Raw genomic sequence first — 18,611 nt, 5'->3', positions numbered from 1 at the left:
GATTGCATCGCTTGTCTGGATGCCTGCTTCCTACCGAGCGAACCTGAGACGACTGTTAGAGCCCGTCCTTGAACCGTCGCGGTGCAGAGGCCGGACGGATGGTCGACGGCCGACGCTGTCGCATATGGCTCTCGTCGCCCCGTGGATCCATGTTGTGTATCGGTGCGCGAATCCCTGAATGCGCTCGACCCAGTGGCACCGAGTTTCGTAGCGGCCGATCTTGTGTGTTCCAGGCGGCTTTCGGAGTGACCGAAGAACGGTAGTGGGCCGCCTGGTCAGTGTCCCGCCAGGGGCCTTGGGGTTCGATCAGTTCGGCCTTGAAGGTGCCGTTGAGTGTGCCTCGGCCATCGCGTTGTCGTACAAGTCCGCGACGGAGCCCACCGACGCGGCCGCGCCGACGTCCAGCAGCCGTTCTCTGTGGCGGATCGAAACGTGTTGGCTGCCGCGATCACTGTGGTGAATCAGGCCCGATCCCTTCTTGATGCCCTGGCGCCACGGCTCCATCTCCAGGGCGTCCAGCGGGAGGTCGGTGCGCATGTGGGTCGCGAGCTGCCATCCCACGATCGTGCGTGCGTACACGTCCAGGACGACCGCGACATAGACCCGGCCGGACCAGGTCCGGACATAGGTCAGGTCGCCTATCCAGAGCTGGTTCGGCCGGGTCGCGGTGAAGAGCCGGTTGACCAGGTCTGGCGGGCGCGGGGCGGTCGGCTCGGGGCAGTCGGCTCGGGCGCCGTGGTCCGACGTCGCCGGCCGCGGATGACGCCCTCCAGGCCGTCCTCGCGCATGAGGCGTTCGATGGTGCAGCGGGCCGCGGTGACTCCTGCGCGCCGCAGCCGGCGGTGGATCCTGCGGGCGCCATAGGTCTCGCCGGACGTGGCGTGAGGTGCACGGATCTTGGCTGGCAGTTGCTCGACGCGGAGATGGTTGATCACCGCGTCGGCTTCGTGCGGGGCTGGTCGAGTTCCTTCGCGAGAAACACCGAGGCGGTTTCCAGGATCTCGTTCGCCCTTGTCAACTCCGCGTTTTCCTTCCGGAACTGGGCGAGTTCACTCTTCTCGGCCGTGCTGAGCGGGTCAGGCCGGTCGCCCTGGTCGGACTCGGCCTGGCGGACTCATTGCTGCAGGGCTTTCTTGTGGATGCCCAGATCCGGGGCGACGTGTGCGACCGGACGGCCCGAGGCCGCACGCGTTACTCATCCGGCCCGACGGCTGTGTCGCCCGGGCCTTGCCCACCGGGCGGGACCTCGATGCCACCACGCCGGTGCGTGCGCCGGCACATGGTTCGGCCAACCGGCCTGAGCACCGCATTAACAGTCGTCTCAGGTTCGCTCAGTAGGAAGTAGGCATCCAGAGCAGAGCGATGCAACCCGTATGTAGGAGGCTAGTGATGGCAGGCAACTCAGCGCCGTCCGGGGAAGCGCCGGCCGGTCGGTTGGCAGGGCGGTGGGTGCCATGGTTGGTGATCGGCTTATGGCTGGTGCTGGCGGTGGGCATGGTGCCGCTGAGCGGAAAGTTGAGCTCGGTCACCACCGACAGCGCCGTGGACACCCTGCCGGCCGGTGCCGAGTCCACCAAGGTGGCGGTGCTGGACGACAGTCTCCCCGGCGGTGACGACAACACGTTCGTCTTCGTCTACCACCGTGCCGACGGCATGACCGACGCCGACCGCGCGACGGTCGAGCGCCACTACGACACCCTTGCCGAGCGGTACCCGCCGAAGGCGACGGCGGCGGCCGGCGAGGACGACGAGGGCTCACCGACGAGCCCCTCCACCGACCGCAAGGCGATGATGTTCACCCTTGAGGTGAGCACGGCCTACGGCGCACCGGAGGACATCGTCGGCCCGTTGCGTGACGCCGCGAAGGACCGCCCGTCCGGCCTGGAACTCGAAGTGACCGGACCGGGCGCGATCGACGGCGACATGGATGCCGTCTTCGACGGCATCGACGTGCAGGTTCTCCTCACCACCATCGTCGTCGTCACGCTCCTGCTCATCCTCACCTACCGCAGCCCGGTGTTGTGGATCATCCCGCTGGTGGCCGTGGGCGCGGCCGCACTCACCTCGATGGGGACCGTCTACCTGCTCGTCAAAGGGTTCGGCATCGTGGTCAACGACCAGAATTCGGCGCTGCTGACGATCCTGGTGTTCGGCGTCGGCACGGACTACGCGCTATTGCTCATCGCCCGATACCGGGAGGCACTGCACCACCATGAGAACGTCCGGGTCGCGATGGTCCACGCGCTACGCGGCGCGGCGCCGGCCATCGTCGCGTCCGCGGCCACCGTGGTCGCCGGCCTGCTCTGCCTGCTCGTCGCGGACCTGAACAGCACCAGCGGGTTGGGCCCGATCGGTGCGGCCGGCATCCTGTGCGCGCTGGTGGCCATGCTGACGCTGTTCCCGGCGGTGCTCGTGGTGCTCGGCAGGCGGATCTTCTGGCCGGCCATCCCGCGGTTCAGCACGGCCGTGGAGGAGAAGCCGGGGCTGTGGGGACGGCTCGGCACCGCCATCAGCCGCCGCCGGTGGGTGGCGACGCTCGGTTCGCTCGGAGTCCTCGGTGTGCTCGCCCTCGGGCTGGCGGGCAACACCGGCGCCCTGCGGGAGCAGGACCAGTTCCTGTCCGCGCCGGAGTCGGTCACCGGCTTCACCGTTCTGCGCCAGCACTTCCCGGAGCTCGGCGGCCAGCCGATGACGGTCTTCACGCGACCGGCGCACCAGGAGCGGGTGCTCGACATCGTCAAGGACACGCGCGGTGTGGCCCTGGCCGTCCCGGAGCAGACCAGCGGTGGCTGGGCCAACATCTCCGTGTTCCCGAAGGACGCGCCGGACACCGTCGCGGAGTACGACACGATCAAGCGGGTGCGTACCGCCGTGCACGCGGTGAGTGGGGCGGAGGCGATCGTCGGCGGGCCGAGTGCGGAGAACCTCGATACCGAGGTGACCACCAGCCGCGACGAGAAGCTGGTGATCCCGCTGGTGCTCGTCGTCGTCCTGATCGTCCTCGGGCTGCTGCTGCGCGCGATCCTGGCCCCGCTGGTCCTGATGGCCACCGTGATCGTCTCGTTCGCCGCGGCCTTCGGCGGCAGCGTGTTCGTCTTCGACACGATCCTCGGGTTCAAGGGTGTCGACTATTCGGTGCCGCTGCTGGCCTTCCTTTTCCTGGTGGCGCTCGGCGTCGACTACAACATCTTCCTGGCCAGCCGGGCCCGGGAGGAGACCGTGCGTCTCGGCACCAGAGACGGCATGCTCAAAGCTCTCTCGGCCACCGGTGGCGTCATCACCTCGGCGGGCCTGGTCCTGGCGGCCACGTTCGCGGTCCTCGCCACCCTTCCGCTGGTCATGCTGATCGAGGTCGGATTCCTGGTCGCCTTCGGCGTACTGCTCGACGCCCTGCTGGTGCGGTCGGTCCTGGTGCCCGCCCTCACCTTGCTGATCGGCCGGCGGATCTGGTGGCCGAGCCGGCTGTCCCGGCCGACGGCGGAACTGCCGGACAGTCAACAGCCGCTCGCCGCCGACGAGGTGGAGGAGGAGGCCGCGCTGCAACGGTGAGCGCGGCGGCACGGACGAGATCCGGGACGGGGCCCAGGCCCGTCCCGGATTTTTCATGGGCCCGACGGTCGCCGCCCTCTGGTTCCGCGCCACGCGCCGGGGCGGGGGTCGGGCGCATCGCGGTGCCCTGCCCCGACGGTGAGCCCCGCGGGGCCATGCCCGAGCGCCGCGCCGTGCCTAGTCCTGCGCCGCGCCGCCGGGGCGGGTCAGTACGCCGCGGTGTCATCCCCGGTGGTGAGCCGCGCGCGGCCATACCCGAGCGCCACCGTCCCTCGTCCTGCGCCACACCGCCGGGACGGGCCAGCACGCGGCGGTGCCCTGCCCCGACGGTGAGTCGCGCGCGGCTATGCCCGAGGGCCGCCGTGCCTAGTCCTGCGCCGCGCCGCCGGGGCGGGTCAGTACGCCGCGGTGTCATCGCCGGGGGTGAGCCGCGTGATCGGGGCGGGCGGGGCCGCGGCTGGAAGGTCGACCCGAAGCAGGGCGCCACCGCGTGTGGAGCGGGCGACGGTGGCCCGGCCGCCGTGGGCGTCGACGACCCGCTGCACGATCGACAGCCCCAGACCCGATCCCGGCAACCCCCGGGCGCTGTCGGCACGGTAGAACCGGTCGAACACCCGCGGTACGTCGGCGGCGTCGATGCCCGGCCCGGCGTCGTCGACCTCAAGCACCGCCGACGCACCCTCGGCCTGGAGCCGGACCTGGATCGGCTGGTCCTCGGGGGACCACTTGCCGGCGTTGTCGATGAGGTTGAGCACCGCCCGCTCGAGCGCGGCGGGACGCCCACTCACCCACACGGAGGTCACGTCGAGCGCGACGTCGATGTCGGGCACGCGGGAACGCGCCCGGGCCGCGGCGGCCATCACCACGTCGGCGAGGTCGAGCACCTCGGTGCTCTCGTCGCTGACGTCACCGCGCGCCAGGTCGGTCAGCTCGGCGGCGAGGGTGCTCAACTCGGCCACCTGGGCGCCGAGATCGTTGAGCAGCCGGGTCCGGCTCTCCGCCGGCAGTGCGCTGTCCAGGGTGCCGCGCCGATCGAGCCGGATCAGCAGCTCGACGTTGAGGCGCAGGCTGGTGAGCGGGGTCTTGAGCTCGTGCGCGGCGTCCTCGGCGAGCAGCCGCTGGGCCCGCCGGGAGTCCTGGAGCGCGGCAAGCATGTCGTTGATCGACTGGATCAGCCGCCGGATCTCCCCACCGCCCTCGTCCGGGATGCCGGCGTCGAGATCCCGGGTGTGCGCGACACGTACCGCGGCGGCGGTCAGCCGGTCGATCGGCGCCAGCCCGGTCCGCGCCACGGTCCGCCCGACGAGGGCGCCACCGACCACGCAGAGCAGCCCGATCAGCAGCATGCCGAACCCGAACTGGTTGATCGGGCTGTCGTCGGCGACCTGGGCCACCTGGACCGCGCCGTCGCCCGCCCGCAGCGTGTAGACGAGGTAGCCGTCCTCGTCGCTGTCGTTGGACTCCATCAAGTCGGTCGACGCGCCCCGCGCCACGCGCTCGGCGTGCTCGCTGACGGGGGGCAGCGCGGGTTGGCCGGCCGGCGTCCGGGTCGAGCCGTCGGGCAGGATGACCCGCACCAGCCGACCGGATCCGGGATACGGCGGCAGCTGGACCTGCGCCGGACCGGCGCGCTCCGCGTTCGTCGCCAGGACGCGGGAGTCGGCGCGCAGCTGATTCTCGGCGGTGTCCCGCAGCTCCCAGTCCAGTAGCTCGCTGGCCACCTGGAAGGCCACGAACACACTGACCGCGATCGCCGTCGCCGCGATCACCGTCAGCCTGGTCCGCAGCGACCGCCGGCGCCACCATCGGGTCAGCCGGCGCGGTCCCCGGCCGGCGGGCCCGCTCACGGAGGGGTCTCCCGCAACGTGTATCCCAGGCCTCGCAGCGTGTAGATCAATCGCGGCTCACCCTCGGCCTCCATCTTGCGGCGCAGGTAACTCACGTATACCTGGAGGTTGTTGGCGGTGGAGCTCATGCCGAAGCCCCAGATCGCCTCGAACAGCGCGTCGCGGGTCACGACCCGGGTCGCGTTGCACATGAGGACCTGCAGGAGGGAGAACTCGGTCCGGGTCAGGCGCAGCGGCCGCCCGCCACGCCAGGCCTCGAACCTGTCGGGATCGAGCCGGACGTCGGCGAACGACAGGATCTGCGACTCCTCGTCGGTCGGCGTGCGCCGGCGCAGCAGGGCCCGCACCCGGGCCAGTAACTCCTCGGTGGCGAACGGCTTGGGCAGGTAGTCGTCGGCGCCCGCGTCCAGCCCCGCGACCCGGTCGGAGACCTGGTCACGGGCGGTCAGCATCAGCACCGGCAGATCCCGACCCGCGGCCCGCAACCGCCGGCAGGTCTCCAACCCGCCGAGGCGGGGCATCATCACGTCGAGGAGCAGCAGATCCAGCGTGTCACCGCCGGCCCCACCGACCCCGTCGAGCACGGCGAAACCGTTGGCGACGGTGCTGGTTTCGTAACCCTCGACCTGGAGCACCCGCTCCAGCGACCCACGGATGGCCGCGTCATCATCCGCGATCATGATCCGCACGCAGGCCCGCCCCCTTCCCGTCGATGTTTTTGCCGCTCATTGTCCCCGATCAACCTGAGGCCAGGCTTAGAGCGCCGCTGGGGACCGGGCTCCTACGGATATCTGAGAACTGGAACCTACCGTGGACTCATGAGCAGGGGCGGACCGGATGACCGGGCGAGGAGGACGACAACGCGGCCCCCGGCAAGGTCCGGTCCCGGGTAGAGCATGTCTTCGGCCGGAGGAAGAACTGCAAGATTCTTCGTGACTGTCGGCAGAGGAGCTCCGGCACCGTGGGTCCCCGGTGCGCCGTTTCGGGCGAGCATGGTCAGCACCGCTTGGTCGACCGTGTTGGTGAGGGCGGTGTCGTCGGGCTCCCAGTGTGCGAGCAGGATCCGTGGCCAGAACACGTAGTTGGAGATCATCCCGAGGAATTGGGTCGCCGCCATCTCCGCATCGTCGCGCCGGGCTGTACCAGCGGGGTTCTCCGCTGCCAGGTTCCCTGGCTCGGGGAGGGGTACCTCCCCGTCGTCGACCTTCCAGTACTCGGTGACGATCGCCTCGAACAGGGCCGCCTTGGTGGTGAACTGCTTGAACAGAGTCGCCCTCGACACTCCGGCCGCCTCCGCGACGCGGCCAGCGAGGTGCCGTCGTAACCGGAGTCGAGCCGCTCGTCCTCCACCGGGTTCTGGCCCGACGCCTGCGGTCCCTGGCCAACGCTATCGGCCAAGAAACCGGCCACGACCCCGACGGCTCGATCGCCAACTGGGTCTGACGGGACAGGAATTGGTCACCGTACCGCTACGCGGTCTACCTCTCCTTCATGCAGGCGGCTACCGGTCAAGCGGCGGCAACGGGGGTATGGGCAGCAGTCATGTGCGGGGCTACCACGCCGAGGGGGCGAACGTCGTCATCGCCGGCCGCGATCTCGCTGCTCAGCTCGGTCAGCGGGCTCTGTCCGTTCACTTGGATGTCGCCTGCGAGGACCGCCAGCAAGTGGGCCGTGCGCGGGCTGACCAAAACGGCCGCGTTGGAGCTGGGACGGGACAACATCCGGGTCAACTCCATCCACCCCGGCGTCGTCTCAACACCGCTGATCAACGAACCCACCGTCGCAGGCCAGCCTGCCATCGCCGACTTCCACTCCCCCGAACCCTTCGCCATGCCCCGCCTCGCCGAACCCTCTGACATCACCCGCCTGTTGCTCTTCATCACCTCCCAGGACGCATCCTTCGCCACGGGCTCGGAATTCGTCCTGGACGGGGGCCCACTGCTCGGCCCTGCGCAACGGCCAGGGCGGGTGCCCGTCCAGGCCGATGCGGGAGCGGCTGGTCGGCCGACTCCCCGGCCCCGGGGACCTTCGGGTGGAGGACGGCGCGGCTACTGGTCGCCCAGGCCGGTGGCGTGCTGGTCCGCCTCGATGTCCGAGCGTTGTACGCCGGTGAAGCGGGTGGGCCGGAAGGCGGCGAGCAGGTCCTCGTCCCGGCCGGTGGAGATCTCCGCTGCCACCAGACGGCCCAGGACCGGCGCCAGAGTGATCCCGCTGTGCGAGACGAGGCAGTAGATGCGGGAGCGCGGGCTGGCGTAGCCGGCGACGGTGCGGCCGTCCGCGGGCAGGGACCGCAGGCCGACGCGCAGGTCGATGCGCAGACCGGCCAGCGATGTCGGGCTGGGGGCGGGCAGCAGTGCGCGCAGGCGGTCGGCCAGGGTGTCCGCGACGGTGCTGTCGGAGGACGGGGGGTCTGCCGGGTCGATGCCGGCGTTCAGGTCGAGGGCCTGCACGACGGTCTGCCCGTCGGCCGCGGGGCGGAGGTTGAGGCCGGGGCTGTGGACCACGCAGCGCAGGCCGAGCGCCGGTGACCTCACGTACCCGAGCATGCCGACGCTCTGCGCTCCGCGCCCGGTGCCGCTCACCATGGGGATGTCGATCCCGGCCCGCGCGGCCAGCCGTTGTGTCCAGCGGCCCGCCGCCAGGACCACCCGGTCGGCCGTGAGGACTCGGCCGACCGTGCAGGACCCGTCTCCGGCCAGGGTGACGGCCACTCCGTCCGGCCGGTCGTCGAGGGCCTGGACCTCGCCGGTCAGGTATGTGGCGCCGTGCCGTACCGCATCCGCCAGCAGGTTGTTCACGAACCGGTCCGGCAGGACGTAACCCTCGCCGGGGAAGTGGGCGATGGAGGTGACGGAGGCCGGGACGGCGAGGCCGCCCGTGATACGGGCCGCCGTGTCGGGCGTGATCCAGTGCGCGGGATACCCGAGGCCCTGCAGCCGGGCCACGTTGCCCGCGAGGCGCTCCTCGCTCGCCGCGTCCGCCCACTGGAGCGCTCCGCTGGGGAAATACGCGGGTGCGCCACGCAACTCGGCGGCGAGCCTGGCATGTTCCCGCATTCCCGCGAGGTTCAGCCGGTGGTAGTCGGGGTCCGGCTTGCGGCTGGAGTTGGTCCAGGCGAACGTGGTCGCCGTAGTCCCCGTACCGGCTCCCCGCCGGTCCAGCAGGAGTACGTCCTCGCCGGCGACGGCGAGATGCCGCGCGACACTCACACCCAGTACACCAGCGCCGACGACGATGACCTTCATGCTGTCCTGTCCTCTCCGGCAGCGGCACGCTGCCCAGGTTGACTAGGCGAGGGGCGAGGGGCGAGGGGCGAGGGCCGACGGATACGGCGGGGGACGTGGCCGTCGAGTTTCCGGTCCGGCCGTCGAGGGCTTCGCGTTGGCTCTGCCGGACGCCAGAGCACGATTTCCGCGCAGCGGCTGACCGGACCGGAATGCGGTACGCCGTTCCATTGCCGGGGTTCCGGTCCTGCGACCCGTCCGCGGCCACCGCCGCGCCGTGCCCCGTCCGCGCCCCCTCGGCCACGGCTGGATCCGCCGAGTCCTCCGCCAGCTTTACGGCGCGTAGGTGGTGCTCCTGCCCGGGACATACGTGTGCACCGCAGCACGGAGCGCCTCCAACGCCTCGCCCGTCGCCTCCCGCCCACGGCAGACGAACTCGGTCCTGTACGCCTCGCCGCAGAAGTACCGCACCATCACCGCCCAACTGCCCATGCCCACTCCCCCGCCCGCCTTCGGCACCGGTGCCAGTCAGACACAGCCCAGCCCCGGGAGCAAGACTCACGCAGAAGCAAAGGATGACCTCGACATGGCCCGCGCCACCACCTGCAGATGAGCGCTGCTCCGCCGTCGATCTCCGCCGGTCCGGCCTCCCGAAGCGCCCGCCCGCCGCACGTGCGAGGGTGCCTCGCCGGGATCTGGCAGGGCGGACCGCGATGGAGCCCCGAGCGGCACGGTCAGGCACCCGTCGCCGTGGCGGTTGGGGCCACGGCCCGGGCCGGATCACTTGGTGTGGACGAACTGAGCGAGGTGGCCTACGCCATCGCCGACCCGGTGCGCCGGGAGATCCTGATGATGCTGCGCGGCGCACCGCTGACGGCAGGGGGCATCGCCACGCGGTTCTCCATCAGCCGGCCCGCGGTCAGCCGCCACCTGCGCGTGCTGCGCGAGTGCGGTCTGGTCCGGGACCAGCAGACCGGCCGCCACCGGCACTACCGGCTCGTCCGTTCCCGGCTGGACGGCCTCACCGACTGGCTCACCCTGCTCGACACCCGGCACGCCGACCGGAACCAGCGGCTGGCGGCGCTGGACACCGAGGTCCACCGCACCCGACGGGACCGCGGCCGGACCGAATCCGCCCGCACCCAGCACACCGCGCACAACGCCACGGACGCCACGCGCGCCAAGGACACCAAGGACGCCATGGAGGACACCGCATGACCCCCGAGCCCACCGGACGACTCGTCCCCACCCCGACGGGGCACGACCTGATCCTCACCCGCACTTACCGCGCCCGCGCCGACGACGTCTGGGCCAGCATCACCGAACCCGAGCGCACCGCCCGCTGGTTCGGCCCCTGGCGCGGCCGGGCGGCACCCGGCTGCACCATCGAGGTGCAGATGCTGTTCGAGGACTCGGCGCCCTGGTGCCCTCTGCGGATCGAAGCGTGCGAACCGCCGCACGCACGGGCGCGCCACAGCCCGACTTCCAGGACCACTACCCCGCGCAGAAGGCGTACTTCGAGTCCCTGACGTGAGTGCGGGTACCGGCCTCGGCGTACCTCGGTGGGTGTCACACCGTGGGCAGGTTGGCTGTCATAAGGGTGAAAGCGGGCGCGAGCCCACTGACCCGCTGTTCGCCACCTCGGCACTCGTGCTGACGTCGTGAGGAGGTCCCGACCATGCCTGCTGTGTCTGTCGAGAATCCGCTGGCCCTGCCCCGGGTCGCCGCGCCCGCCGAGGGCGTCTCCCGTCCCGTGCTCGCTGTCACCACGGCTCCGGGCGGGTTCGAGGGTGAGGGGTTCCCGGTGCGCCGCGCCTTCGCGGGGATCGACCACCGGCACCTCGACCCGTTCATCCTGATGGATCAGATGGGTGAGGTGGAGTATCAGCCCGGGGAGGCGAAAGGGACACCGTGGCATCCCCACCGGGGCTTCGAGACGGTCACGTACATCATCGACGGGATCTTCGACCATCAGGACTCCCAGGGTGGTGGCGGCACCATCACCAACGGCGACACCCAGTGGATGACCGCGGGCAGGGGCCTGTTGCACATCGAGGCGCCGCCGGAGTCCCTCGTCATGTCCGGCGGTCTCTTCCACGGCCTGCAGCTGTGGGTGAACCTCCCGGCCAAGAGCAAGATGATGCCCCCTCGCTACCAGGACATCCGCGGCGCCCGGGTCCAGTTGCTGACCTCTCCGGACGGCGGCGCGCTGCTGCGCGTCATCGCCGGTGAGGTGGACGGCCATGCCGGTCCCGGCATCACGCACACGCCGATCACGATGGTGCACGCGACGCTGGCGCCGGGTGCGGAGATCACCCTGCCGTGGCGCGAGGACTTCAACGGCATCGCGTATGTGCTGGCGGGCAAGGGCTCCGTCGGCACCGAGCGACGTCCGATCCGGCTGGGCCAGGCCGCGGTGTTCGGCGCCGGCTCCTCGCTGACCGTCCGAGCGGGCGAGAGACAGGACTCCCGGGCGCCGGACCTGGAGGTCGTGCTGCTCGGTGGCCGGCCGATCCGTGAGCCGATGGCGCACTACGGCCCGTTCGTCATGAACACCCGCGACGAGCTCCAGCAGGCGTTCGAGGACTTCAAAGGAGGGCGGTTGGGCACGATCCCGGCCGTGCACGGGATGTCCGAGGGCGGAGGACTGCGGGGCTGAGCCGCTCGCCGGTATCGGCCCTCGGGGGGGCAGTGTGACTACCGGCTCGCCAGCGCCGAGGTGGAGCAGGTGCGCGAAGTCGCGGAGCGGCGCGTGGCGTGCCTGACCAAGTTCGGCAGCGGCGGCCGTACCCACCAGCAGATACGGAACTGCGTAGACTCGGCGCGCCGCACCCCGCTCGACCCGACGACTCTGGCGCGCCGAGAAATCCCGCAGCAGACGCACCGCCGGAAGTGCCCCCGGCGGCGGAGCGGAGTTCACCGTCCGACCGCCCCGCGCGCACCGGCCCGAGGATCCCGATTGCGGTGGGGTCAGTGTGCGGGCGGCGGCGGTGAGGGCCACGCGCCGAGCCACTGTTCGGCGTCGTACGCCTCGAAGCGTTCCAGTTCGGTGAACCCGAGCTTTGCCGCGAGGCGCATCGAACGGGTGTTGGCGGTCTGGGTGTAGAGGACCACCGGTTCACCGGGGAGTTCGCCCGCGAACCAGGCGAGGGCCGCCGTACAGGCCTCGGTGGCGTAGCCGCGGCCCCATGTGTGGGGTAGGAAGAGGTAGCCGAGTTCGGTCTTCCCGGCCTCCGCGCGGCGGTTGCCCGGACGCTCGGGGGCGTGCGGGTCGAGTTGGGTCGTGCCGATCGTCGCTCCGTCGCGTTCGACCGCGAAGAAGCCGGGGCGTCGCCCGGGGATCTCGGGCACGGTGCGGTCGAGTTCGGAGCGCGGCCGGGGGCCGCTGAGGTAAGTGCCCACCTCTGGCGAGGCGTTGAGCTCGATGACCGTCGCGCGGTCCCGGGCCTCGGACGAGCGGAGTACGAGCCGCTCGGTCCTGATCGGGGCGGGCGGCCAGACGAGGGGTCTGAGGTCGGTCACGGCGTCCAAGCTAGTCAGTGGATTCGGAAGCGATCAAGGTCGGTGGGTCGACCGGGATGTGGAGGATCAGGTCGCTGGCCGTCTTCGGTGTCACAGGGGGATGGGGCCGAGGGCCGCGGCGGTCTGGGCCAGGGCGCGGATCGTAGGGCTGTCGGTGGTGGTGCGCCAGGTGAGTGCCCATTCGAGGGCGGGGGCGTCCTGGAGGGGCAGGAAGACGATGCCGGGGGGCTTGTTGTAGCGGGCGGCGACTTCGCCCAGGGGGTGGACGCAGCGGCCGGCGGCGACCAGGGAGAGGACCTCGTGGAACGTCCGTGCCGCGGGACCGCGAGGGATACGGCGGCCGAGCGGGGTGCGGGTGGGGACCATGGAGGCGACCCAGTACTCGGGGGCTTCGGGGCCGAGGTCGACGACGTGATTGTCGGCGAGGTCCTCCAGGGACGCGCTGCCGCGGCGGACGAGCGGATGGTCCGCGGCCACGGCCAGCACGCGACCTCCGGTGAGGACCGTGGGGCCGACGGTGAGGTCCGGTTCGGCTACGGGCAGCCACAGCACGTGCGCGTCGTGCTCTCCGGAGCGCAGGGCGGTGAACGCGTCGTGGGCGTTGATCTCTCCGAACTGGATGTCGCTGCCGGGGTAGCGGGTGCGGAACGCGTCGACGAGGGGGCGGAGTTCGTGTCCGGCGTGGCCGAAGACGCCCAGCCGGAGGGTCCGGCCCGCGCCCGGACCGGCCGCCTGGGCGCGGGCGAGTCCCGCGTGGAGGAGGTCCAGGGCCTGTTGGAGGTCTTCGCGGAGACGCCGGCCGACGGGGGTCAGGGCCACGCGTCGGCTGGTGCGGTCGAACAGGGCCACGCCCAGGCGGCGTTCCTGTCTGCGGATGGCCTGGCTGACGCGGGCCTGGGACACGTGAAGGCGTTCGGCGGTGCGGCCGAAGTGCAGTTCCTCGGCCAGGGTCAGGAAGATCTCGATGTCCCGCAGCTCCATACATAACCCCCACGTTATGGATAGCCCCACGGACTCTACATTGTTCCGCCGCTGACCTGCATCGATGCTGGAGACATCAACAGCAGCAGTAACAGCAACGACATCGATCGACATCGACAAAGCAGGGGAAGCCTATGAGCGCCGTGCAGGCCGCCGTCCTCGACCGCTTCGAGATCGCGGAGTTGCGTGCCGAGGTCACCGACGCGGTGATGATGCGTGACTTCGACCGCGTGGCCTCGCTGTTCACCTCCGACGGTGTCATGCGGTGGCCGCACATCGGCAGGGAGTTCGCCGGACGCGAGGAGATCCGCGCGGGGGTCGAGTGGGGACAGGGGCTGTGGGAGTTCTTCGTGCAGAACGTCCATTCCGGCGTCGTCCGGCTGGACGGCGACACCGCTGTCGGGCGCGGGTACGTCCATGAGTTCGGGCGGCTGCGCGACGGCGGCTCGCACCTCAACTACGCCCTCTACCACGACCGTTATCGGCGCACGTCCGACGGCTGGAAGTTCAGCGAACGCGTCTACGAGGTCAGGTACCTCGACTCCACCCCGCTCGCGGGCTCACCGCCCCGGCACTCGGCAACCAGCGAAGGAGAACTGTCATGATCCTGATCACCGGAGCCAATGGCGTCGTCGGACGTCAGGTGATGAGTCTGCTGCTGCGGCAGGGCACGGCCGTCGCCGCCGTCACGCGCGGAGCCGGCTCGGCGCCGCTCCCGGACGGCGTCCGAGCTGTCGGCGGCGACCTGTTCGAACCCCAGTGGATCGAGGCGGCGCTGGAGGGGGTGAAGGCCCTGCAGATCAGTCCGCGCGCCACGGGGCCGGGACTCGGTGAACTGCTGCGGCTCGCCGTCCGGCAGGGTGTGCGGCGGGTGGTGCTGCTGTCGGCCACCACCGTGGAGCATCCGGCGGGGGAAGCCCGGTTCGCCGCGCAGTTCCGGCACGCCGAGGACCTCGTCCGCGGCTCCGGCCTGGACTGGACGGTGCTGCGTCTGGCCGACTTCGCGGCCAACGCGCTGGCCTGGGCGCCGCAGATCAGGGCCGGTGACGTGGTGCGCGGCGCGTACGGCCGGGCTGCGACCTCGCCCGTCCACGAGGCCGACATCGCGGCGGTCGCCGTACGCGCGCTCCTCGGCGACGTTCCCCCGGGCGCGGTCCACACGCTGACCGGGCCGGAGTCGCTGGACCAGGTCGAGAAGGTGCGGCTCATCGGCGCCGCCCTCGGCCGGGCGCTGGCCTTCCAGGAACTCCCGCCGGAGCGCGTACGCCAGGGCATGCTCGCGCAGGGACTGCCCGAGGAGGTCCCCGACCGCCTGCTCGGCTCCCTGGCCGACTACGCCCACCGGCCCGGCCCCACCACCGGTACCGTGCAGGAGCTGCTCGGCCGCCCGGCACGCACCTTCGCCGACTGGGCGCGCGACAACGCGTCCGCTTTCGGGGGCTGACGCTGCTCTCATGGTCGGGGCGAGGGTCACCCATGGTCGCCTCGGCCAGTCCAAGCCGGTGCCTCTGAGCGCGGTCCACCTCGTGCTCGCCGTCTTCGTCGCGTGAGGCCGCTTCGGGCCTCCAGCTCGCGGCGGCTGACGGTGGGGCCGCTACCGGTCTCGGCAGGGCGTCGGCTCAGGTCGGGCCCAGGATCGGTGAGATGCGGGGGTCGGGGAGTCGGTCGGTCGCGCGGGGGGTGGCGGGGACGAAGACCGGGGCGTCCTGTTGGTAGAAGATGTCGATGTCCGCCTCCTCGCCGCCGACGATCAGGGTGTCCCACGCGCCGCTCTCCTGAAGCGTCCGCAGGGTCGCGGGGGCCAACGCGGCGAGATGGGAGCGCAGTTGCTCGTCGTCGGGCAGACCCGGCAGGCGAGCCGCGAGGCGCTCGCGGATGGATCGCATACGGTCCAGCAGGGTCTCCAGGTCGGACTCCTTCACCCCCGGGGACGCGGGCCCCCCGGCAGCCGGCCTCGGGGCTCCGCCCGCCGGCCCGCCCGGGGCCTCCATGCTGCGGTCGATGATGTCCTTGATCGCCCGGGTCACGCCCCGCTCGTCCGTCGTGACCATCGCGTTCCACGCGCGGCTCTTGTGGCGGTACTGCAGCATCGACATCGCGGCCTCGTGCCGGATGAAGTCCGCGTCCCGCAGCGGGCGGCCGCGCCAGACGCGGCTGAGGGAGCGGGCCAGGGAGACGGCCGAGGCGAGGCCGCTGTTGAGCCCGCGTCCGGGCCAGAAGTGGATGGCGTTGGCCGCGTCGCCCAGCAGGAAGCCGTACGTTCCGGGGCGGTCGGCGGTGGGGCGGGTGAGCTGGGCGGTGAACCGGGGGCGCTGCACCATGTCGAGCCGGAACGACGTGATCGCGCTGAGGTCGTCCTCGTCGACGCCGAACAGCCGCAGCCCTTCCTGGATCCGCTTCCACAGCGGCGAACTCCGCAGCAGCGCCGGCAGGAACAGCGTGCCGTGCGTCGGGCAGACGAACTCGTTGTCCTCGTGCCGGCTCATCACGCACGGCCGGGCGGCGATGCACTCCTCGAAGACCTGCCGCACCGGGTCGATACCGATGACGCTACGGGCCTCTTCGCGGGTCAGCCGCATGTTCAGGAAGCCCTCGCCGCGCAGCGAGTTGAGCAGGAACCGGTTCTGCGCCACCGTGAGGAGCACGCTCATCGGGTCCGAGAGCCGGGACTTGACCCGCAGGCCGAGGATCACGTCCTGGAGGTGTTCCCCGTCGAGGGAGTAGATGGTGGCGTCGGCCGCGCCGAAGCGGTCGGCGAAGTGCTCGCGGGTGCGGGACCGGCCGCCCTCGCAGATCACCAGCACATGGTCGCGGGCGATGAGGTGCCCCTGCTCCGCCGGGTCGAACCTCTTCGGCACCAGCCGGATCGCGGGCTTGCTGTTGGCCAGCTCCAGCAGCCGGTCCTCGATGTAGGCGATCCGGATGTTGCGGGGCGGGCGTCCGTCCACGGAGTCGGGCCCCAGCGGCCACATCTCGGAGAACTGGCCGTCCCCGAACAGCGTCGCCTGGATCTCTTCCGTCAGGGCCAGGTACTGCCGGCTCTGGACGGTGACGACCTGCTGGCGGCGGACGTTGCCCTGGGTCTCGTCCTTCCAGACCACGGTGGTGCCGCTGCGGGCCCACCGGCCGTCGTGGACGGTGACCGAGACCCGCCCCGGGAGGGCGTCCTCCAGCAGCAGCGCGAAGGCGAGTCCGACCGGGCCGCCGCCGGTGACCGTGACCCGCAGCACGCCCGGGTTCGCGACCGCGTCGGCGCGGGGCAGGGCGAGCTGGGAGAGGTCCATGACCGTCTCCACGGCCTCCTGCGTCTCGAACAGGAAGGTCTCGTCGCCGATACGGATGATGTCTCCGGGCGTCAACTCGTGCCGGGTGACGCGGAGTTCGTTGACGTACGTGCCGTTCCTGCTGTCGCGGTCACGGAGTACGTACGCGCCGTTCTCCGTGACGATCTCGGCGTGGAACCGGGAGGCGCTGACGCTGACGATGATGACGTCGTTGTCGCTCTTGCGTCCGAACGTCAGTGGAGCGTCGCCGAGGACCACACTCTGACCGTCGAAGGGACCGCTGCGTCCCACTATGACCGACAGCACGGGAACTCCTTAGGTCGGGTCGGGCCGGGTTGGTTCGATCGTTCGATCATGTGCGGTCTGTCTCTGTGTCACTCGCCGTTCGAACGGCATGTCACCGAAAACGCGACCGAGTTGGACTTGGCGTCGAACGGCGACCGGATCTCCACCGCCATCCCGCTGCGCAGCGTCCCCTCCCGGGCGTACGTCGTCAGCCGCACCGTCTCCTTCTTGGTGGTCTCGTCGCCCTCCCGGAACGCCAGGGTCCGCCACTCCCGGTCCACCACCGATCCGTTCTCCGAGACCCACCGGTAGGAGAACTGGACGGGGCGTTGGGACGTCGTGAACGTCGCCGTGAACCACGGTGACTGGCCGTTCGCCGGCGGACAGCTCCCGTCGTAGGTGGTCGTGCCACCGGTGACCGTCACCGACACGGGTTGCTCGTCTCCGTCGCGGCCCACGAGCGCGTAGGTCAGACCGCCGCCGAGCAGGATCAGCATGGCCGCCGCGGCTCCCATCAGGTACGCGGTACGGCGGCGGTCGCGCCGCCCGGGGGTGGGGGCGGGGCGAGGGTGGGGGCCGAATACCGCGCCGCCGGGAGGAGGGCCGAACACCCCCAACGGCGCGGGTACGGGCGGAGGCGTCGGCGCGGTCGAGCCGGGGGCGGACGCGGTGGTGGGCAGCTCCTCCCCCGCGGGGACGCCGACGGTCACCATGTCCGTGATCGCGTCCATGGTCCCAGCCCCGGTCCTGGCGGCCGTGCCGCCGGCGGCGGTGTCCGCCCCCGGCGGGATCGCCGACTCCCCCGCGGCCAGGCTCAGTTCACGCGCGGCCCGCTCCGCCGTCATCCGCCGCTCGGGGTCCTTGCGCAGCAGCTCTTCGATGACCGGGGCGAGCGGCCCGGCCCGGTGCGGCGGAGGCGGCTCGTCGTCGACGACGGCGCGCAGCGTGTCCAGGGCCGTGGTCCGGCGGAACGGCGAGCGGCCCTGGACGGCCATGTAGAGCAGCGCGCCCAGCGACCACAGGTCGGACGCGGTGCCCGGAGTGCGGCCCAACGCCCGTTCGGGGGCGACGTATTCGGGTGAGCCGACGACCTCGCCGGTCATCGTCAGCGGAGAGTCGCCCTCCACGGTGGCGATCCCGAAGTCGGTCAGGACGACCCGGCCCTCGTCGGCGAGGAGGACGTTGGCGGGTTTCACGTCGCGGTGCAGTACTCCGGCGCCGTGTGCCGCGCGCAGTGCCGCGAGTACCTCGACGCCGATCCGCGCGGCCTCCTTCGGCGGGAGGGCGCCCCCGGAGCTGATCACGTCGGCCAGCGAGCGGCCACGGACCAACTCCATGACGATCCACGGCCGGCCTTCGAAGGTGACGACGTCGTGGACGGACACCACCCCGCGGGCATTGACCCGCGCCGCCGCCCAGGCCTCCCGCTCCAGCCGGGCGTACAACTGCGCGCCGCGCTCCGCGGGCAGGTGCGCGGCGGCCCGGACCTCCTTGACCGCCGCCTCCCGGCGCAGCACCTCGTCGTAGGCGCGCCACACCGTGCCCATACCGCCCTCGCCGAGCACGGAAAGGAGCCGGTACCGGCCGGCGACCAGCCGTTCCCCACCGCCGTCCGGGGAGGCCGCGTCTTGGTGGGGCATGGGGGTCGACTCCCTGTCTCTGCGAACCGCCAACCGTTGGGTGATCAGTGCTTCGTGGTTCAGGGCATGCTCGGGGCGACGACCGGACGGGCGATGCTCGACGTCGGCGTACGGGCGTCGGTCGACGGCAGTGACCTCGAACTACGTTGCTCTGCCGCCTCGTTGATTATGGCCGGGCATCGCACGCGAGACCAGCACGCGCCCGCGATGTCCGGCACCACGCCCCGCCAGGGCCCGGCGGTACATGTGGTGTCAAGGGTCCGGCGGTACGCGTGGTGT

The 18,611-nt window shown here is 71.2% G+C and carries 16 protein-coding genes and 3 pseudogenes; 8 read left to right on the top strand and 11 right to left on the bottom strand.

Annotated features, from left to right (window positions below; translation table 11 throughout):
• Nucleotides 1–306 precede the first annotated feature (306 nt).
• Together ACZ7MG_RS05645 and ACZ7MG_RS05640 are read right to left on the bottom strand one after the other, a co-directional pair.
• A complete protein-coding gene (locus ACZ7MG_RS05645; protein WP_471394304.1) occupies nucleotides 307–687 on the bottom strand; it encodes a DDE-type integrase/transposase/recombinase in 381 nt (126 codons plus the stop codon).
• A complete protein-coding gene (locus ACZ7MG_RS05640) occupies nucleotides 639–935 on the bottom strand; it encodes an IS3 family transposase (protein ID WP_471394007.1) in 297 nt (98 codons plus the stop codon). Before ACZ7MG_RS05640 ends, ACZ7MG_RS05645 begins: the two co-directional genes overlap by 49 nt.
• Nucleotides 936–1,389: 454 nt before the next feature.
• Between ACZ7MG_RS05640 and ACZ7MG_RS05635 the strand changes: the two genes are divergently transcribed.
• A complete protein-coding gene (locus ACZ7MG_RS05635) occupies nucleotides 1,390–3,549 on the top strand; it encodes an MMPL family transporter (protein WP_471394010.1) in 2,160 nt (719 codons plus the stop codon).
• A gap of 395 nt (nucleotides 3,550–3,944) precedes the next feature.
• Here ACZ7MG_RS05635 and ACZ7MG_RS05630 read toward each other — a convergent pair whose 3' ends face one another.
• On the bottom strand, nucleotides 3,945–5,396 hold the full coding sequence (locus tag ACZ7MG_RS05630) for a HAMP domain-containing sensor histidine kinase (RefSeq protein ID WP_471394013.1): 1,452 nt from the start codon (nucleotides 5,394–5,396) through the stop codon (nucleotides 3,945–3,947).
• On the bottom strand, nucleotides 5,393–6,085 hold the full coding sequence (locus ACZ7MG_RS05625) for a response regulator transcription factor (RefSeq protein WP_471394016.1): 693 nt from the start codon (nucleotides 6,083–6,085) through the stop codon (nucleotides 5,393–5,395). Before ACZ7MG_RS05625 ends, ACZ7MG_RS05630 begins: the two co-directional genes overlap by 4 nt.
• Nucleotides 6,086–6,237: 152 nt before the next feature.
• Between ACZ7MG_RS05625 and ACZ7MG_RS05620 the strand changes: the two are divergent.
• A pseudogene (locus tag ACZ7MG_RS05620) lies at nucleotides 6,238–6,354 on the top strand (IS5/IS1182 family transposase); the annotation flags it as partial.
• Here the strand turns inward: ACZ7MG_RS05620 and ACZ7MG_RS05615 are convergent.
• Nucleotides 6,355–6,746: pseudogene (locus ACZ7MG_RS05615) on the bottom strand (TetR/AcrR family transcriptional regulator); the annotation flags it as partial.
• A 141-nt stretch (nucleotides 6,747–6,887) separates the two neighbouring features.
• On the opposite strand from ACZ7MG_RS05615, the pseudogene ACZ7MG_RS05610 reads away from it, so the two are divergent.
• Nucleotides 6,888–7,271 (top strand): annotated as a pseudogene (locus ACZ7MG_RS05610) (SDR family oxidoreductase); the annotation flags it as partial.
• A 173-nt stretch (nucleotides 7,272–7,444) separates the two neighbouring features.
• On the opposite strand, the gene ACZ7MG_RS05605 reads toward ACZ7MG_RS05610, so the two are convergent.
• Both ACZ7MG_RS05605 and ACZ7MG_RS05600 read right to left on the bottom strand, forming a co-directional pair.
• Nucleotides 7,445–8,641, bottom strand: a complete 1,197-nt coding sequence (locus ACZ7MG_RS05605) for an NAD(P)/FAD-dependent oxidoreductase (protein ID WP_471394019.1) — start codon at nucleotides 8,639–8,641, stop codon at nucleotides 7,445–7,447.
• Nucleotides 8,642–8,953: 312 nt separating this feature from the next.
• Complete coding sequence (locus ACZ7MG_RS05600; RefSeq protein ID WP_471394021.1) at nucleotides 8,954–9,112, bottom strand: hypothetical protein; 159 nt, start codon at nucleotides 9,110–9,112, stop codon at nucleotides 8,954–8,956.
• 297 nt (nucleotides 9,113–9,409) lie between these two features.
• On the opposite strand from ACZ7MG_RS05600, the gene ACZ7MG_RS05595 reads away from it, so the two are divergent.
• From ACZ7MG_RS05595 to ACZ7MG_RS05585, 3 genes are all read left to right on the top strand, one after another.
• Entirely contained in the window at nucleotides 9,410–9,838 is a 429-nt protein-coding gene (locus tag ACZ7MG_RS05595; RefSeq protein ID WP_471394023.1) for a metalloregulator ArsR/SmtB family transcription factor, read from the top strand.
• The gene (locus ACZ7MG_RS05590) at nucleotides 9,835–10,149 is read left to right on the top strand and encodes an SRPBCC family protein (protein ID WP_471394026.1); all 315 of its coding nucleotides are present in this window, start codon (nucleotides 9,835–9,837) and stop codon (nucleotides 10,147–10,149) included. The genes ACZ7MG_RS05595 and ACZ7MG_RS05590 overlap by 4 nt, the downstream gene beginning before the upstream one ends.
• A gap of 149 nt (nucleotides 10,150–10,298) precedes the next feature.
• On the top strand, nucleotides 10,299–11,279 hold the full coding sequence (locus tag ACZ7MG_RS05585) for a pirin family protein (RefSeq protein WP_471394029.1): 981 nt from the start codon (nucleotides 10,299–10,301) through the stop codon (nucleotides 11,277–11,279).
• A 311-nt stretch (nucleotides 11,280–11,590) separates the two neighbouring features.
• On the opposite strand, the gene ACZ7MG_RS05580 is transcribed toward ACZ7MG_RS05585, so the two are convergent.
• Together ACZ7MG_RS05580 and ACZ7MG_RS05575 are read right to left on the bottom strand one after the other, a co-directional pair.
• A complete protein-coding gene (locus ACZ7MG_RS05580; protein WP_471394031.1) occupies nucleotides 11,591–12,142 on the bottom strand; it encodes a GNAT family N-acetyltransferase in 552 nt (183 codons plus the stop codon).
• A gap of 90 nt (nucleotides 12,143–12,232) precedes the next feature.
• Entirely contained in the window at nucleotides 12,233–13,123 is an 891-nt protein-coding gene (locus ACZ7MG_RS05575; RefSeq protein WP_471394034.1) for a LysR family transcriptional regulator, read from the bottom strand.
• A gap of 134 nt (nucleotides 13,124–13,257) precedes the next feature.
• Here ACZ7MG_RS05575 and ACZ7MG_RS05570 point away from each other — a divergent pair, with 134 nt between their 5' ends.
• Entirely contained in the window at nucleotides 13,258–13,728 is a 471-nt protein-coding gene (locus ACZ7MG_RS05570) for a nuclear transport factor 2 family protein (RefSeq protein ID WP_471394037.1), read from the top strand.
• Nucleotides 13,725–14,567, top strand: a complete 843-nt coding sequence (locus ACZ7MG_RS05565) for an NAD(P)H-binding protein (protein WP_471394040.1) — start codon at nucleotides 13,725–13,727, stop codon at nucleotides 14,565–14,567. The genes ACZ7MG_RS05570 and ACZ7MG_RS05565 overlap by 4 nt, the downstream gene beginning before the upstream one ends.
• Nucleotides 14,568–14,742: 175 nt before the next feature.
• On the opposite strand, the gene ACZ7MG_RS05560 is transcribed toward ACZ7MG_RS05565, so the two are convergent.
• Complete coding sequence (locus tag ACZ7MG_RS05560; protein ID WP_471394043.1) at nucleotides 14,743–16,713, bottom strand: FHA domain-containing protein; 1,971 nt, start codon at nucleotides 16,711–16,713, stop codon at nucleotides 14,743–14,745.
• Between the two features lie 68 nt (nucleotides 16,714–16,781).
• Entirely contained in the window at nucleotides 16,782–18,332 is a 1,551-nt protein-coding gene (locus ACZ7MG_RS05555; RefSeq protein WP_471394046.1) for a serine/threonine-protein kinase, read from the bottom strand.
• Nucleotides 18,333–18,611: the final 279 nt, after the last annotated feature.

The sequence above is a fragment of the Streptomyces sp. NPDC107538 genome, assembly GCF_055657445.1.
The sequence above is the reverse complement of the archived record's forward strand: the minus strand, read 5'-3'. Positions and strand labels throughout refer to the sequence as shown.

What these genes read in the sequence shown, in the direction of transcription:
- ACZ7MG_RS05575 (WP_471394034.1), bottom strand. Translation starts at nt 13,123, where the DNA reads ATGGAGCTGCGGGACATCGAGATCTTCCTGACCCTGGCCGAGGAACTG.
- ACZ7MG_RS05635 (WP_471394010.1), top strand. Translation starts at nt 1,390, where the DNA reads ATGGCAGGCAACTCAGCGCCGTCCGGGGAAGCGCCGGCCGGTCGGTTG.
- ACZ7MG_RS05605 (WP_471394019.1), bottom strand. Translation starts at nt 8,641, where the DNA reads ATGAAGGTCATCGTCGTCGGCGCTGGTGTACTGGGTGTGAGTGTCGCG.
- ACZ7MG_RS05555 (WP_471394046.1), bottom strand. Translation starts at nt 18,332, where the DNA reads ATGCCCCACCAAGACGCGGCCTCCCCGGACGGCGGTGGGGAACGGCTG.
- ACZ7MG_RS05570 (WP_471394037.1), top strand. Translation starts at nt 13,258, where the DNA reads ATGAGCGCCGTGCAGGCCGCCGTCCTCGACCGCTTCGAGATCGCGGAG.
- ACZ7MG_RS05565 (WP_471394040.1), top strand. Translation starts at nt 13,725, where the DNA reads ATGATCCTGATCACCGGAGCCAATGGCGTCGTCGGACGTCAGGTGATG.
- ACZ7MG_RS05600 (WP_471394021.1), bottom strand. Translation starts at nt 9,112, where the DNA reads ATGGGCAGTTGGGCGGTGATGGTGCGGTACTTCTGCGGCGAGGCGTAC.
- ACZ7MG_RS05590 (WP_471394026.1), top strand. Translation starts at nt 9,835, where the DNA reads ATGACCCCCGAGCCCACCGGACGACTCGTCCCCACCCCGACGGGGCAC.
- ACZ7MG_RS05585 (WP_471394029.1), top strand. Translation starts at nt 10,299, where the DNA reads ATGCCTGCTGTGTCTGTCGAGAATCCGCTGGCCCTGCCCCGGGTCGCC.